General features: G+C 74.2%; 11 protein-coding genes. 7 read left to right on the top strand and 4 right to left on the bottom strand.

Annotated elements, in window-relative coordinates; all coding sequences use genetic code 11:
* The first annotated feature begins 43 nt into the window (after positions 1–43).
* Entirely contained in the window at positions 44–682 is a 639-nt protein-coding gene (locus tag QSK00_RS19815) for a ferritin-like fold-containing protein (protein WP_285593257.1), read from the top strand.
* A gap of 95 nt (positions 683–777) precedes the next feature.
* On the top strand, positions 778–1,008 hold the full coding sequence (locus QSK00_RS19820) for a DUF3107 domain-containing protein (protein ID WP_179796746.1): 231 nt from the start codon (positions 778–780) through the stop codon (positions 1,006–1,008).
* A 39-nt stretch (positions 1,009–1,047) separates the two neighbouring features.
* On the opposite strand, the gene QSK00_RS19825 is transcribed toward QSK00_RS19820, so the two are convergent.
* On the bottom strand, positions 1,048–1,710 hold the full coding sequence (locus QSK00_RS19825; RefSeq protein WP_285593259.1) for a TetR/AcrR family transcriptional regulator: 663 nt from the start codon (positions 1,708–1,710) through the stop codon (positions 1,048–1,050).
* A gap of 176 nt (positions 1,711–1,886) precedes the next feature.
* Here QSK00_RS19825 and QSK00_RS19830 point away from each other — a divergent pair, with 176 nt between their 5' ends.
* The 3 genes from QSK00_RS19830 (at position 1,887) to moeZ (ending at position 5,196) form a co-directional block, all read left to right on the top strand.
* The gene (locus QSK00_RS19830; protein WP_285593261.1) at positions 1,887–2,936 is read left to right on the top strand and encodes an alpha/beta fold hydrolase; all 1,050 of its coding nucleotides are present in this window, start codon (positions 1,887–1,889) and stop codon (positions 2,934–2,936) included.
* Positions 2,933–3,934, top strand: a complete 1,002-nt coding sequence (locus QSK00_RS19835; RefSeq protein ID WP_285593263.1) for a DUF3152 domain-containing protein — start codon at positions 2,933–2,935, stop codon at positions 3,932–3,934. The genes QSK00_RS19830 and QSK00_RS19835 overlap by 4 nt, the downstream gene beginning before the upstream one ends.
* An 86-nt stretch (positions 3,935–4,020) precedes the next feature.
* Positions 4,021–5,196, top strand: coding sequence for an adenylyltransferase/sulfurtransferase MoeZ (gene moeZ / locus QSK00_RS19840; RefSeq protein ID WP_285593265.1), 1,176 nt, complete (start codon positions 4,021–4,023; stop codon positions 5,194–5,196).
* Between the two features lie 83 nt (positions 5,197–5,279).
* On the opposite strand, the gene QSK00_RS19845 is transcribed toward moeZ, so the two are convergent.
* Positions 5,280–6,704 (bottom strand): cation:dicarboxylate symporter family transporter, encoded by a 1,425-nt coding sequence (locus QSK00_RS19845; protein WP_285593267.1) that lies wholly within the window; start codon positions 6,702–6,704, stop codon positions 5,280–5,282.
* 112 nt (positions 6,705–6,816) lie between these two features.
* Here QSK00_RS19845 and QSK00_RS19850 point away from each other — a divergent pair, with 112 nt between their 5' ends.
* On the top strand, positions 6,817–7,500 hold the full coding sequence (locus tag QSK00_RS19850; protein WP_285593269.1) for a response regulator transcription factor: 684 nt from the start codon (positions 6,817–6,819) through the stop codon (positions 7,498–7,500).
* Here QSK00_RS19850 and QSK00_RS19855 read toward each other — a convergent pair.
* Entirely contained in the window at positions 7,432–9,072 is a 1,641-nt protein-coding gene (locus QSK00_RS19855; protein WP_285593271.1) for a sensor histidine kinase, read from the bottom strand. The genes QSK00_RS19850 and QSK00_RS19855 overlap by 69 nt on opposite strands.
* A gap of 217 nt (positions 9,073–9,289) precedes the next feature.
* Between QSK00_RS19855 and QSK00_RS19860 the strand changes: the two genes are divergently transcribed.
* Positions 9,290–13,168, top strand: a complete 3,879-nt coding sequence (locus QSK00_RS19860; protein ID WP_285593273.1) for a glycosyltransferase — start codon at positions 9,290–9,292, stop codon at positions 13,166–13,168.
* Here the strand turns inward: QSK00_RS19860 and QSK00_RS19865 are convergent.
* Positions 13,131–14,525 (bottom strand): AMP-binding protein, encoded by a 1,395-nt coding sequence (locus tag QSK00_RS19865; protein WP_285593275.1) that lies wholly within the window; start codon positions 14,523–14,525, stop codon positions 13,131–13,133. The two genes, QSK00_RS19860 and QSK00_RS19865, sit on opposite strands and share 38 nt — an antisense overlap.
* Positions 14,526–14,554 lie beyond the last annotated feature (29 nt).

Consider the following 14,554-nt stretch of genomic DNA (forward strand, 5'->3'; position numbering starts at 1 on the left):
GTCGCAGGCGGTGCACGGACGGGTGGTCGTAGGCTTCCGCGCCGTGAGCGACGGCGGCGTACGGGACGAATCGCGGGCCCTGCTGGGCCTCGTGGCCTACGGCGAGCTCGCCGCGTTCAGCCGCCTCGCCGCGGACGCGCAGCGGGCCCCCGACCTCCCGGGACGCATCGAGCTGGCGACCCTGGCCGCCGTCGAGATGGACCACTTCCGCCGGGTGCGCGACCACCTCGCCGCGGGCGGGGTCGAGGTGTCCGAGGCGATGGCGCCGTTCGTCGAGCGGGTCGACGGGCTGCTGCGCACCCTGGCTGCGCGCGACTGGGTGGAGGGCCTCGTCGCGACGACGCTCGGGCGCGGTCTGGTCACCGACCTGCAGGCCGAGGCCCTCGACGGCCTCTCCGGCCCCGACGCCGAGCTGGTGCGCGAGGTGATCGCCGACGCCGGACACGACGCGTTCGTGGCCGAGCGGGTCCGCGCGGCGTGCGCTGACCCCCAGGTGCACGGCCGGCTCTCGATGTGGGCCCGCCGGTTGCTCGGGGAGGCGCTCGCCGCCGTGACCGCGGCCCTGGACGAGAACCCCGGCCTCGCCGCCGTGGTCGCGGAGGGCACCTCGGGGACGCGCTCCCCGGTGCTCAAGCGACTCAAGTCGGCGCACAACAAGCGGGTCGCCGCCCTCGGCCTGTAGCGCGCGTTCGCCCTGAGCGAGCCCGGCCGCCGGGGTGCCCCGTTCTCGACTAGCCTCGCGGTCGCCAGGTCAACGAACGAGGACCGGAGGGTCGCGTGGAGGTCAAGATCGGCGTCGCGGACAGCCCGCGCGAACTCGTCGTCTCGAGCGGGCAGACGCCCGACGAGGTGGCGGAGCTCGTGGACGGTGCCCTGTCCGGCAGCAGCGGCACCCTGTCGCTGACCGACGACAAGGGCCGCCGCTACCTCATCCCGGCCACCCGGATCGCCTACGTGGAGATCGCGCCGTCCGAGGTGCGCCGCGTGGGCTTCGGCGTCGGCAGCTGAGGGTTCCCCTGACGTCGGGGTCTCCCGGCCGGGCGGGCGTCAGCCCTCCTGCCGGGGGAACCCGCCGCCGATCCCTCGCCAGGCGAGGGTGGACATGAGGGCGATGGCGTCCTCGCGGGGCGGCTGCAGCCCGGCGTCCAGCCAGTAGCGCGCCGCCGTCGTCGAGAGACCGACCAGGCCGACCGCGAGCAGCCGGGCCCGCTCGGGCTCCAGGCCGGCGTCCGCGGTGACCACCTCGGTCACCGCGTCGATGCAGTCGCTCGTCGCCCGGTCGACGATCTCCGCGATCTCGGGCGTCGCCCGGGTGTCGGTCTCGAACACCAGGCGCATCGCGCCGTCGCGTGAGGACACCACGTCGAAGTAGGCCTGCACGGCCGCGTGCACGCGGGCCTTGTTGTCGGTGGTGGAGCGCATCGCCGCCCGCACCGTGCGCACCATCTCGTTGGCCGCGGACTCCACCAGCGCCCGGTACAGGTCGAGCTTGCCGGGGAAGTGCTGGTAGAGCACCGGCTTGCTGACCCCGGCGCGCTCGGCGATCTCGTCCATCGCCGCCGCGTGGTAGCCCTGGGCCCCGAACACCGAGCGGGCGGCCGCGAGGAGCTGCGCCCGCCGCTGCGAGCGCGACATGCGCGGCCGGCCGGCCGATCCCGCCGGGGGCGACCCGCCGGCCGCCGTCCGCGCCGCCGCTCCGGTCTCGCTCATCGCTGCCCCGCTCCCCGCATCGACGTCCGCCGCCCGGGCGGACCTGCCGCTCCACCCGGTCGCAGCGACCCTACCGACCGTGCCGCCGGGGTGCTCCCGTCACGCGCCGTGCGCCGGTCGTCGCCCTGCGGAACACCGGTGAGCCGGATTCGCTTCACCTGTCGTCCACCTGCACCATGGTCATCGTGACCATCACGGCTCCGGGGAGTGGCCCGCAGGTGAACGGGAGCCCGCTCCCGTTCGCTCCGACGAGCGCTCTCGGGCCGATCGGCGACCCCACGCCGCACTGGCCGGGCCGTCGGGTCGTGGTCGACGGCGTCGAGCTGCACGTGCGCGACACCCCCGCGGTCGGCGCGGCCGAGGGGACCGTCGTCTACGTGCACGGTCTCGGTGGGTCCGCCACCAACTGGACCGATCTGGCCGGCGCGCTGTCCTCGCGTTGGACGGGCCACGCGGTCGACCTGCCGGGCTTCGGGCACTCCACCCCGCGCGTCGACCGGGACTACTCGTTGCGCGCCCACGCCGACGCCGTCGGGGCCTTCGTCGCCTCGCTCGGCGAGCCCGTGCACCTGGTCGGCAACTCGCTCGGCGGCGCGGTCGCGATGACCGTCGCGGCCGACCACCCCGACGCCGTCCGGACGACGACGCTGGTCAGTCCCGCGATGCCCGACCTGCGCCCGGCCCCCACGCGGCTCGGCGACGGCAAGATGGCGCTGGCCGCGATCCCGCTCGTCGGCGCCCGCACACGGCGGGAGCTGGCCGCGGAGGACCCCGGCACGCGCCTGCGCCGCACGATGCGGCTCTGCTACGCCGACCCCGATGCCGTGAGCCCCGCCGCCTTCGCCCAGGCGGTCGCCGAGCAGGCCCAGCGGGCCGAGTACCCGTGGCTCGCCGAGGCGCTGCAGCGGTCGTTCGGCGGCCTCGTGTCCACCTGGTTCGCGCCGCGGTCCCGGTCGCTGTGGTCGATCGCCGCCCGGGTGCGGACACCCACCCTCGTCGTGTGGGGCGAGGTCGACCGGCTGATCTCGGTGCGCAAGGCCCGTCGGACCGTCGCGTCGATCCCGCGCGCCCGGCTGCTCCGCCTGCCCGGGACCGGGCACGTGGCCCAGATGGAACGGCCCGCCGTCGTGGCCCGCGCGATCCTGGGCATGGTCGACGCGGTGGCCGACGGCACGTGGGACTCCGCGGTGGTTCGTCCGGATGTCTGTGGGACCGTGCCGGGGTGACCCGATCGTCCGGCCCGTCCCGCAGGACGCGCCCGCCCGAGCGCGAGGCGGACGACGCGGCGGGGCACGGGTCGGACGGGCCGCGCCGGTCCCGTCGGCGCGGCGAGCCGCTGGCCGCGTCGTGGTCGCCCCAGCCACGGGACGCGGCGACGCCCGGGACGCCGTCCCGCTCCCGGCGGGGCGCCCTCGCGGCGCTCGCCGTGGTGCTGCTGGCCCTGACCGGCTTCGTCGTCGTGCGGGCCCTGGCGCCCGACGCCGGGACCACCGACGTCCGCTCGCCCGCGGCCGCCGCCGAGCAGGGACCCGTCGTCGGGGAGGCGCCCTCCGGGGGCGACTACGCCGGGGTCGACATCCCGACCGCGGAGCTCCCGGCCGGCGGGGACTTCCCCGTCTCCGGCGAGGGGACGTGGCGGGTGCTGCCCGGCGGGACGACGCAGGTCGGGACGGGGCGGGTGTACACCTACACCGTCGAGGTCGAGGACGGCGCGACCCTGGCCGAGGGCGACGCGGCGTTCGCCACCGCCGTCGACGCGACCCTCGACGACCCCCGCAGCTGGACCGGGAGCGGCCAGATCGCGCTCCGTCGGGTCGACGCCTCGGCGGGCGTCGTCCCGGACTTCCGGATCAGCCTGACCTCGCAGCTCACCACGCGGGCGCAGTGCGGCTACCAGATCCGCTACGAGGCGTCGTGCTGGAAGTCCGACATCGGGCGGGTGCTGATCAACGGGTCGCGGTGGGTGCGCGGCGCGGCGGCGTTCGAGGGGCAGCTGGGGCTCTACCGGCAGTACGCGATCAACCACGAGGTCGGGCACGTCTTCCGCAACCAGCACGTGCCGTGCCCGGCGAACGGGGCGCTCGCGCCGGTGATGATGCAGCAGAGCTTCGGGGTGTCGAACGACTACCTGGCCCAGCTCACCGACGCCAACCCGCAGGGGATCCAGATCCCGCGCGACGGCTCGGTCTGCCGCCCCAACGCCTGGCCCAACCCGGTCCGCTGAGACCACGGCTGCACGTCGGGAACACCCGGCCCGGGCATGGGGTTGAATCGGGTCGAGCAGTCGTCGTATGAGGAGCTGAACGCCCGATGGCAACCCTGCCGCCCCTGGTCGAGCCGGCCGCCGAGCTGACGAAGGAGGAGGTCGCCCGCTACTCGCGGCACCTCATCATCCCGGACGTCGGCGTCGACGGTCAGAAGCGCCTGAAGAACGCGAAGGTCCTGGTGGTCGGCGCGGGCGGTCTCGGCAGCCCCGCCCTGCTCTACCTCGCCGCCGCGGGCGTGGGCACGCTGGGCATCGTCGACTTCGACGTCGTCGACGAGTCGAACCTGCAGCGCCAGGTCATCCACGGCCAGTCCGACATCGGCAAGCCGAAGGCCCAGTCGGCGAAGGAGTCGGTCGCCGAGATCAACCCCTTCGTGCAGGTCAACCTGCACCAGCAGCCGCTGGACGCGTCGAACGCGCTGGACGTCTTCCGCGACTACGACCTGATCCTCGACGGCACCGACAACTTCGCCACCCGCTACCTGGTGAACGACGCCGCGGTGCTGCTGGGCAAGCCCTACGTGTGGGGCTCGATCTTCCGCTTCGAGGGCCAGGTGTCGGTGTTCTGGGAGGACGCCCCGAACGGGCAGGGCCTCAACTACCGGCACCTCTACCCCGAGCCCCCGCCGCCGGGCATGGTCCCGTCGTGCGCCGAGGGCGGCGTGCTGGGCGTGCTGTGCGCGTCGATCGGCTCGATCATGGTCACCGAGGCCATCAAGCTGATCTGCGGCATCGGCGACACCCTGCTGGGTCGGCTCAAGGTCTACGACGCCCTCGACATGGAGTACCGCGAGGTGAAGATCCGGCGCGACCCGAACGCCACGCCGGTCACCGAGCTCATCGACTACGAGGCCTTCTGCGGCGTCGTGTCGGACGAGGCGCAGTCGGCCGCGGCCGGGCACACGATCACCGCCGTCGAGCTCAAGGAGAAGATCGACGCCGGCGACAAGTTCGAGCTGATCGACGTCCGCGAGCCGCACGAGTTCGAGATCGTGCGGATCCCGGGCGCGAAGCTCATCCCGAAGGACAAGATCCTCTCGGGCGAGGCGTTCTCCGAGATCCCGCAGGACCGCCAGACGATCCTGTACTGCAAGTCCGGCGTCCGTTCCGCCGAGGCGCTCTCCGCGCTGCACAACGCCGGGTTCTCCAACGCCGTGCACGTGGGCGGCGGCGTCACCGGCTGGGCGCAGCAGGTCGACACCTCGCTGCCGACGTACTGAGGTCCGTTCCCGCACCGAGCGAAGGGCCCCTCCGGTCGAGTAGATCGACCGGAGGGGCCCTTCGCTCGTCCTGAACGGGGTGACTACGCGGACGCCCCCACCGGGGTGCGGTCCGCGGCGTCCTCCTCCTCCTCGCCGCCGTGCGTCTCCTGCTCGATCGCGTCGCGGACGAGGGACGGGTCGTTCAGGGCGGCCTGGAAGCGCTCGTCGTCGCGCTCGCCGCACCAGCCGGCCACGACCATGACGGCCACGCTGTTGCCGATGACGTTGGTGAGCGCGCGGCCCTCGCTCATGATCCGGTCGATGCCGGCGATGATCGCGATGCCGATGGCGATCGACTCCACCGTGTAGAACTCCCCGCCGAACGCCTGCAGCGACGCGGCCAGCGTGATGAGCCCGGCGCCGGAGACGCCCGCGGCCCCCTTCGAGGTGAGCAGCATGAGGGCGACCAGGCCGAGCTGCACGCCCCACGGCAGGTCCTGCCCGCCGGCCTGGGCGATGAACAGCGCGGCCATCGTCAGGTAGATGCAGGTGCCGTCGAGGTTGAACGAGTACCCGGTCGGCAGCACCATGCTGACCGTCGAGCGGGAGGCGCCGGCGGCCTCGAGCTTGGCCAGCAGGCGGGGGAGCACCGTCTCCGACGACGAGGTGCCGACGATGATGAGGATCTCGTCCTTGATCATCCGGATCAGCTTGAAGACGTTGAAGCCGGAGATCGCGCAGACCACGAACAGCACGCCGAACACGAAGATCGCGCAGGTCGCCCAGAAGGTGACCATGAGCGAGAGCAGGTTGGTGAGGCTCTCGCCGCCGAGGGCGCCGACGGTGTAGGCGATGCCGCCGAAGGCCGCGAGCGGCGCCAGGAACATGATCATGCGGATGATGCCGAAGATGACCTTGGCGATGAGGTCGATCCCGCCGACGACGCGCTTGCGCAGGGCCGGGGCCAGCATCGAGGTCGCGGCGGCCACGAGGATCGCGAGGACGAGGACGCGCAGGATCTCGTTCTCGACGAACGGGCCGAGGAAGCTCTCCGGGAGCAGCGTGCCCTGGATGAAGTCCAGCGCGCCGCCGCCCTGGGCGCCCTGGGCGACGTCCTCCTGCGCCTCGGCGAGCGTGGCCGGGTCCGGCGGGATCTGGGGGAAGCCCGCCCCCGGCTGCACGATGTTGACCACGACCAGCCCGAGGCCGAGCGCGATCAGCGTCATGAGCAGGAAGTAGGCGAGGGCCCGGCCGGCGATGCCGCCCGCGGCCGCGAGGTTGCCGATCGAGGCGATCCCGACGATCACCGTGCAGAAGATGACCGGTGCGGTCACCATCTTGATCAGCTGGATGAAGATGTCGGGCAGGACCTTGAGGTCCGAGGCGAAGCCGGGCGCGGTGAAGCCGACGACGATGCCCGCGACGATGCCGACGATGACCCAGAACCAGAGCTGCTTGTAGACGCCGCCCCGCTTCGAGCTCGACGGCGGGGGATCGGTCGGCGGGGCCTGGGTGGTCGTCGACATCGGTGTCTCCTCCATAGTGGTGCAGCTCTCATCCGCTGGGGTGAGTGTGAGGAACACTTGCCCCAGGGACCCAGGTCGCGCAGCACGAACTTGAGGAATCTTTGAGCCAACGATGAAGGTCTTGCTCGTCGAGGACACCGCACCGGTGCGGGACGCACTGACGAAGCTGCTGCGCGCCCAGGGATGGCGGGTGGGCACCGCGTCGAGCGGCATGGCCGCGGTCGCGGCGGTCGCCGACGAGGTCGATCCGCCCGACCTGGTCCTGCTCGACCTCGGGCTGCCCGACCTCGACGGCATCGAGGTGTGCCGGCGCATCCGCGGCCGGTCGGCGGTGCCGATCATCGCCGTGACCGCCCGGGGCCACGACAGTGCCCGCGTGATGGGCCTGCGCAGCGGGGCCGACGACTACGTCGTCAAGCCGTTCTCGGTCGACGAGCTGCTCGCCCGCATCGAGGCGGTGATGCGGCGGGTGTCCGGCCACGCCCTGGTCTCCACGATCACGGCCGGGCCGCTCGAGGTCGACCTGGCCGCCCGCTCCGTGCACGTCGACGGGGCCGAGGTCGCGCTGCGCCGCAAGGAGTTCGACCTGCTCGCCGCGCTCGCCCGTCGCGGGGGCAAGGTCGCCACCCGCGAGGAACTGCTCGACGACGTCTGGGGCCTGGCCCCGGACGACCACGGCGCCGACGCCGGCGGGCGCACCCTCGAGGTGCACGTCGCCGCGCTGCGCTCACGCCTCGGCGTCCCCGGCCTCGTGGTCACCGTGCGGGGCGTGGGCTACCGGCTCGCGAGCACCTGAGGGCAGCACCACGACGAAGCCGGTGCCGGTCCCGTCGACCCCCGGGCCCGTCGTCACCGTCCCGCCCCGGCGCTCGACCACCCGCGCCACCAGGGCGAGCCCCAGCCCGCGGGGCCCGCCCGCCTTCGTCGACCAGCCCGCCCGGAACGCCGCCTCGGGATCGGCGAGGCCGGGGCCGTCGTCCGCCACCCGGATCGTGAGGCCCTCCCCGGAGTCCGCGAGGTCGAGCTCCACGACGCCCCGACCCGCCGTCGTGAGCACCGCGTCGAGGGCGTTGTCGAGGAGGTTCCCGACGACCGTGACGAGGTCGTCGCTCCCGTCGGACGCCGCCGTCCGTCCCCGCACCCGCAGGTCGACGCCGCGGTCGCGCGCGTCGGTGGCCTTGTCCAGGACCAGGGCGGCGAGGGCCGGGTCGGCGATGCGCTCGCGCAGGTCGGCCCCGAGGTCGGCGATGTCGCGGCTCCAGCGCACGGCGAGGTCGCGGGCGTCGTCGTGCGCGCCGAGCTCGATGAGCGTCGAGACCGCCTGGAGGTGGTTGGCGTGCTCGTGGGCCTGGAAGCGCAGCGCCCCCGCGACCGACCGGGCGTCGTCCAGCGCCCGCATCACCTGCTCGACCTCGGTCCGGTCCCGCAGGGTGATCACCCACGAGTCGTCCCGGTCTCCCGTCGCTCCGCTCGCCTCGTCCGTCCGCGTCCGGTTGACCAGCAGCAACCGCTCCCCGACGAGCAGCGACTCGTCCGCCACCGGGCTCGGGTCGGCCAGCCGCGAGGCCAGCGCCGGATCCACCCCGAGCTCCTCCAGGGTCTTCCCGACGGCGGGTCCGGTCACCTCGAGCAGGCGGGTCGCCTCGTCGTTCACGACGACGACGCGGTCGTCCGCGTCCAGCACGAGCAGCCCCTCGCGGATGGCGTGCAGCACCGCCTCGTGGTGACGGTGCAGCGCGGTGATCTCGGCCGGTTCCAGGCCCAGCGTGTCCCGGCGCACCCGCCGCGCGCCCAGGACGGCGAGCCCGGTGCCGAGACCGATCGCCGCCACCGCGCCGAGCGCCAGGTACCCGAGCTCGCGCAGCACCCGCGAGAACACGTCGACGCGCAGCAGCCCCACGGCCACCATCCCGACGACGGGTCCCGTGACACCGGCCCGCACCGGCACGATCGCCCGCACCGACGGGCCGAGCGTGCCCGGGAACGTCTCGACCAGCGTCTCGCCGCGCGCGGCCGGCGCGAAGGTGCCCTGGTAGGTCTGCCCGATCAGCGCCGGGTCGGGGTGGGTGAGGCGGATGCCGTCAGGCGTCATGATCGTCACGAACGAGGCGTCGGCGTCCCGGCGCACCGCCTCGGCGGCCGGCTCGAGCCGGGCGACGTCGCGCGCGGTGACGGCCTCCGGGACCCCTGGCGCGACGGCGAGCGCGGTGGCGAGCCCGAGCATGCGGGCGGCCTCGTCGTCCTCCACCAGCGTGCGGGTGCTGACCGCGCTGACCCCCGCCGCGATGAGCACCGTCAGCAGGACGGTCACGATCTCGACGGCCAGGAGGCGGCGGACCAGGCGGGACCGTCGGCGGGGTGCGGGCACGGGGAAACCGTGACGGTGGGCACGACCGCGCCGCAAGTCCACCGTCGCTGCTCCGGACCGTGACCGATCTCCGGGACGAACCGGACGGATCGCCCGAGCGTGCTGACCGACCGTGAACTGGCACTCTCGGTCCTCCGTGGCGTGACCGGATCGAGATGTCACACTACGGACACGGTCACGGTGCGTGGCCTCGTCGGGTGAGGGCAGGTGAACGCACGTGGCACGTCGATCGGCCTCCGGGCGGACCGGTCCGTCGCTCGGCACGTGGCTCGTGGTCGCCGTGCTCGCCCTGATGGTGGCCACCGTCCTCGGGGTCACCGGACTCGTGAACGCCACGATCGGCAACGACGCGAACCACGACCAGGGTGACAGCGCCGCGGTCCCGCCGTCGGTGTCGCGCGGTGGCATCTTCGTCGACGGTCGCGTGGAGCCCGCCCGCTCCACGGCCCTGCCGCCCCGCACCGTCGCGCTGACCTTCGACGACGGCCCCGATCCCACCTGGACCCCGCAGATCCTCGCGGTGCTCGCGAAGCACCGGGTGCCCGGCACGTTCTTCGTCGTCGGCTCGCTCGGGGTGCGCCACCCCGACCTGCTGCGCGCGATCCGCGCCTCGGGCAGCGAGATCGGCATCCACACCTTCACCCACGCCGATCTGTCGCAGGTCCCGCGCTGGCGACTGGAACGCGAGCTCGGCGAGACCCAGCTCGCCATCGCCGGCGCGACCGGCGAGACCACCTACCTGATCCGCCCGCCGTACTCGTCCACGCCCGACGCGATCGACGACCGCGCCTACGCCGCGATCCTCGAGTCCGGGCAGGACGGCTACGTCAACGTCTTCACCGACGTCGACGGCGAGGACTGGCAGCGCCCGGGCGTCGACGCCATCGTCCGCAACGCCACCCCGCAGAACGGGGTCGGCGCCACGGTGCTGCTGCACGACGCGGGCGGTGACCGCTCGCAGACCGTGGCCGCGCTCGACCGGCTCATCCCCGAGCTGCAGGCCCAGGGCTACCGCTTCGACACGGTGACCGGCGCGGTCGGCGCGCCTTCCGCCCACGCTCCCGCCTCGGACCGTGACCGGCTCGTCGGCGGTGGCCTGGTCGAGGCGGTCGACCTCGCGACCGGCACCGTCCGGGTGCTGCAGGGCCTGCTCATCGGGGTCGGGCTCGTCGTGGTCCTGCGGCTGCTGCTGACGCTCGTCGTCGCCCGCCGCCACGCCCGCCGTCGTCGGGACCCCGCCTTCTCCTGGGGGTCGCCCCCGACGGTCCCTCCGCCGGTGTCGGTGATCGTCCCGGCCTACAACGAGACCGAGAACATCGAGGCCACGCTGCGCTCGATCCTCGCGAACGACCACCCGCTGGAGATCCTCGTCGTCGACGACGGGTCCAGCGACGGCACCGCCGAGCTCGTCGAGTCGCTCGGGCTGCCGGCCGTCCGCGTCATCCGCCAGCCCAACAGCGGCAAGCCGATCGCGCTCAACACCGGCGTCGCGCGGGCGAAGCACGACATCGTCGTGATGATGGACGGCGACACCGTCTTCCAGCCCGACACGATCGCCCACCTCGTCGCGCCGTTCGCCGACCCGGGGATCGGGGCGGTCGCCGGGAACGTCAAGGTCGCCAACCGGGCCGCCCTGATCCCGCGCCTGCAGCACATCGAGTACGTGGTCGGCTTCGGGATCGACCGCCGCGTGCAGGACACGATGCGCGCGATCACGACGATCCCCGGCGCCGCCGGGGCGTTCCGCCGCGAGGCGGTGCTCGAGGTCGGCGGGCTCTCCCTCGACACCCTCGCCGAGGACACCGACCTGACGATCGCCCTCGGCCGGGCGGGCTGGCGCGTGGTCTACGAGGAGCGCGCGATCGCCTGGACCGAGGCGCCGACGACGCTGTCGCAGCTCTGGCGGCAGCGCTACCGGTGGACCTACGGGACGATGCAGGCGGTCTGGAAGCACCGCCGGTCGCTGCGCGAACGCGGCCCCTCCGGGCGCACCGGATGGCTCGGCCTGGGCCACATCGGTCTCTTCCAGGTGCTGTTCCCGTTGGCCGCGCCGCTGGTCGACGTCTTCTTCGTCTACGGCCTGCTCTTCGGCGACGCCGCCCTCACGCTCGTGCTCTGGGGCTCGATGCTCGTGGTGCAGACCGGCGCCGCCGCCTACGCGTTCCGGCTCGACGGCGAGCCGATGGGCCCGCTGTGGGTCGCCCCGGTGCAGCAGATCCTCTACCGCCCGCTGATGTACGCGGTGCTGCTCCGCTCGCTGCTCTCGGCCGTCACCGGCGGGCGCGTCCGCTGGCAGCGCATCCATCGGCTCGGTGCGCTGCGCGCGCTGATGCCGGGCCAGGCGGCGCCCGTGCCCGTGGCGGCTCCGACCCCCGGTGGCAGGAAAGCGTCGTTGCCGTCGTCCGGTGGCAGCAACGACGCGAACCTGGCGCCGAAGGCGGCCACACCCCCCGTCGGCAAGTCGGAGAAGGACGAGAAGCCGCTCGAGCGGACCCGGTGGCTCGACGTGCTCCGCGCGATCGCCCTGGTCCGCGTGATCGGCTACCACATCGTCGGCTGGGGCTGGCTGTCCTTCGTCTTCCCGTCGATGGGCGTGATGTTCGCGCTCGGCGGGTCGCTGATGCTGGCGTCGCTGGCGCGGGCCGAGGCCGTCGACGTGATCGGGCGCCGGCTCAAGCGCCTGCTCCCGCCGTTCTGGCTGTTCGGGCTGCTCGTCGTGCCGATCATGGTCTGGCACGGGTTCGGACCGGACGAGACGCCGAGCGCGTCCGAGTGGCTGTTCTGGTTCGTGCCGGTGCTCGACCCGCCGGGCAGCGAGTGGGCCGGGGACGCGACGGTGGTGCTCTGGTACATCCGCACCTACCTGTGGCTGGTGCTGTTGACCCCCGCGCTGCTGTGGGCCTGGCGGCGACGCCCGGCGGTCGCGATCACGGTGCCGCTGGCGCTCGTCGCGCTGGACGCCGTGCTGGGCGGGGCGATCCGGGACTTCGGGTCGGTCGGGACGGCCCTGACCGACGCCGCGATCTTCGCCGGCTGCTGGATGCTCGGGTTCGCGCACCGCGACGGGTCGCTGCGCCGGATGCCGTGGGGCTGGGCGCTGCTGGCCGCGGGCGTGGCGATCGCCGCCGGCACGGCCTGGGCCCTGGCCAACCCCGCCGGCGACAACGGCATCGACCTCAACGACATCCCGCTCGGCCAGGCCCTCGTCTCGCTCGGCGCGGTGCTGCTCGTCCTGCGCTACACGCCGCGCCTGGCCTGGCTGGAGCGCATCCCGCTGCTCGGCCGCGTCATCACGGTCATCAACGCGCGGGCTGTCACGATCTACCTCTGGCACAACGTCGCGATCGCGGTCGCGCCGAGCATCGACGACCGCTTCGACTGGACCGGCACCGGTGCCCTCGTCGGAACCGCGATCGGCCTCACCGTGGTGCTGGCCCTCGGCCTCGGCTGGATCGAGGACCTCGCCGCCGGTCGGCGCCCCGCGCTGATCCCGGGGCCCGCGCAGCGCCCGCTGCGCCCGCGTGGTCCCCGACGTGAGGCCCCGCGTCCGCCGCAGATCCCGGCCGGCGCGATGGTCGTGCCCGCGGAGACCGAGGAGTCCTCGCTCGCGGCCCTCAACGCCCTCCGCCCGGCCTCGGACTTCCGGCGCGACCCGCGCTTCCGGGCCCCGCTGCCGGTCCCCGACTCCCGCCGCGCGGGCCCGTCCTCCCTGCCGGGGCCCGCCGTGCGGCCCCCCTTCCCGACGCCGGGTGCGCGCACCCCGAGCGGTCCGATGCCGGTCCCGACCCCGGTGCCCACGCCGGTCCCGACCTCGCGCGTGCAGCAGGGTGCCCCACCGGTGACGCACACCGCCGCCCAGCGGGACACCCGACGCCCGGTCGAGCCGGACGCCGTGACCGGCGTGGTCGGGCGTGCGCCGACCGGACGGCGGCGGCTGATGTCGTTCGGGAACGAGTCCCCGTCCCCGGAACCGGGCCGTCGCCGCGCGGAGGAGCCGCCGCCGTCGTCGCGGGCGAGCGGGAACCACCGCAGCGACGACGACGCCGCCGACCGCCGCTTCAGCCGTCTCGACGCCCCGAGCCGCCACCGCCGGTGAGGCGGGCCGCCCGCAACGCCGAGCGCCGCACCTTCCCCGCGTCGTCACGTAGCGGCCCGTCGACGACCTCCACGCCGGCCGGCACCGCCCGGACCGGCAGGTCCGCGGCGGCCACCACCTCGTCGGGATCGGCGTCGGCGTCCAGGTCGAGCAGGGCGTGCACGCCGCCGTGGAGCTCGAACACGGCGGCCGAGCGGACGGCCGGGTGCCGTTCCAGGGCGGCCTCGACCCGGGCGGGGTACACGTCGTGCCCGTCGACGCGGATCACGTCGTCCGCGCGGTCGACGAGGTAGAGGCGCCCCTCGGGGTCGAGCCACCCGAGGTCACCGAGCGCGTCCCACCCGTCCCAGCCGGGGAGCCGGCGCGCGGAGGCCCCGACGTAGCGGTAGCGGGGCCCGCCGGTCCGGGTCATGACCACCTCGCCGACCTCCCCGGCCGGGAGCTCCCCGCCGTCGCGACCGACGATCCGGAACGACGACCCGCCGACCGGGCGCCCCACCGAGCCCGGCGCCGCGAGCCACTCGTCGCCCCGGATCATCGTGATCCCGGCCGACTCCGAGCTCGCGTACACCTCGACGACCCGCTCCGGTCCGATCCGGTCGAGCCACCAGCGCTTGACCTCCGGCGGGCACGGCGCCCCCAGGTGCACGAGGTGACGTAGCGAGGAGAGGTCGGCGGACCCGACGTCGGGATGGCGGGCCAGGCGGTGGAGCATCGTCGGGACGAGCAGCGCCCAGGTCACGCCGAAGCGCGGGACCGCGTCGAGCACGGCCCCGGGCTCGAAGCGGTCGAGCAGGACGAGGGTGTGGCCCGTCATGAGCCCGCGCAGCGCGTAGGTGAACGGCGCGGAGTGGTGCAGCGGCCCGCTGACCAGCTGGACCTGCTCGCGCGGCAGGTAGGGGGCCACGTCGGCGTCGGGGTCGACCGTCGCGGGCCCGGTGGACACGACCACCTTCGGGGCCCCGGTACTGCCGCCGGAGGTGGTCGCCTTCCACGACGACGCCGGCTCGCGGTCGGGCACCCGACCCGACGTCGGGTGGGGGAGGGTCCCGACGACGAGCGCGGGAGCGGCGACGTCGAGCACCGCGTCGTGCTCCGGGGGCAGCGGCAGTGGGGTCGCGCCGAGGCGCCACGCCGCGGCGCACCCCACGACGAGGTCGGCGGTGTTGCCGAGGGCCAGGCCGACGAGGTCCTCGCGCGCCACGTCGTCGGACCAGGCGGCGGCCACGGCGGCGGACCGCTCCGCCACCTCGCGACGGGAGAGCGTGGTCCCTCCCGCGACGTCGTGGACGGCCGGGCGGTCGGGGTCGCGGTCGGCGAGCAGGTCGAGGGCGGCACCGATCGGTTGGACCGTCACGCCGGATCCACTACCCCGTTCGCCGTCCG

The organism is Actinomycetospora sp. NBRC 106378, from assembly GCF_030269685.1.
Lineage (GTDB): Bacteria > Actinomycetota > Actinomycetes > Mycobacteriales > Pseudonocardiaceae > Actinomycetospora.

Coding starts and splice junctions, on each gene's coding strand:
- QSK00_RS19825 (WP_285593259.1), bottom strand. CDS start 1,710: ATGAGCGAGACCGGAGCGGCGGCGCGGACGGCGGCCGGCGGGTCGCCC.
- QSK00_RS19830 (WP_285593261.1), top strand. CDS start 1,887: ATGGTCATCGTGACCATCACGGCTCCGGGGAGTGGCCCGCAGGTGAAC.
- moeZ (WP_285593265.1), top strand. CDS start 4,021: ATGGCAACCCTGCCGCCCCTGGTCGAGCCGGCCGCCGAGCTGACGAAG.
- QSK00_RS19845 (WP_285593267.1), bottom strand. CDS start 6,704: ATGTCGACGACCACCCAGGCCCCGCCGACCGATCCCCCGCCGTCGAGC.
- QSK00_RS19850 (WP_285593269.1), top strand. CDS start 6,817: ATGAAGGTCTTGCTCGTCGAGGACACCGCACCGGTGCGGGACGCACTG.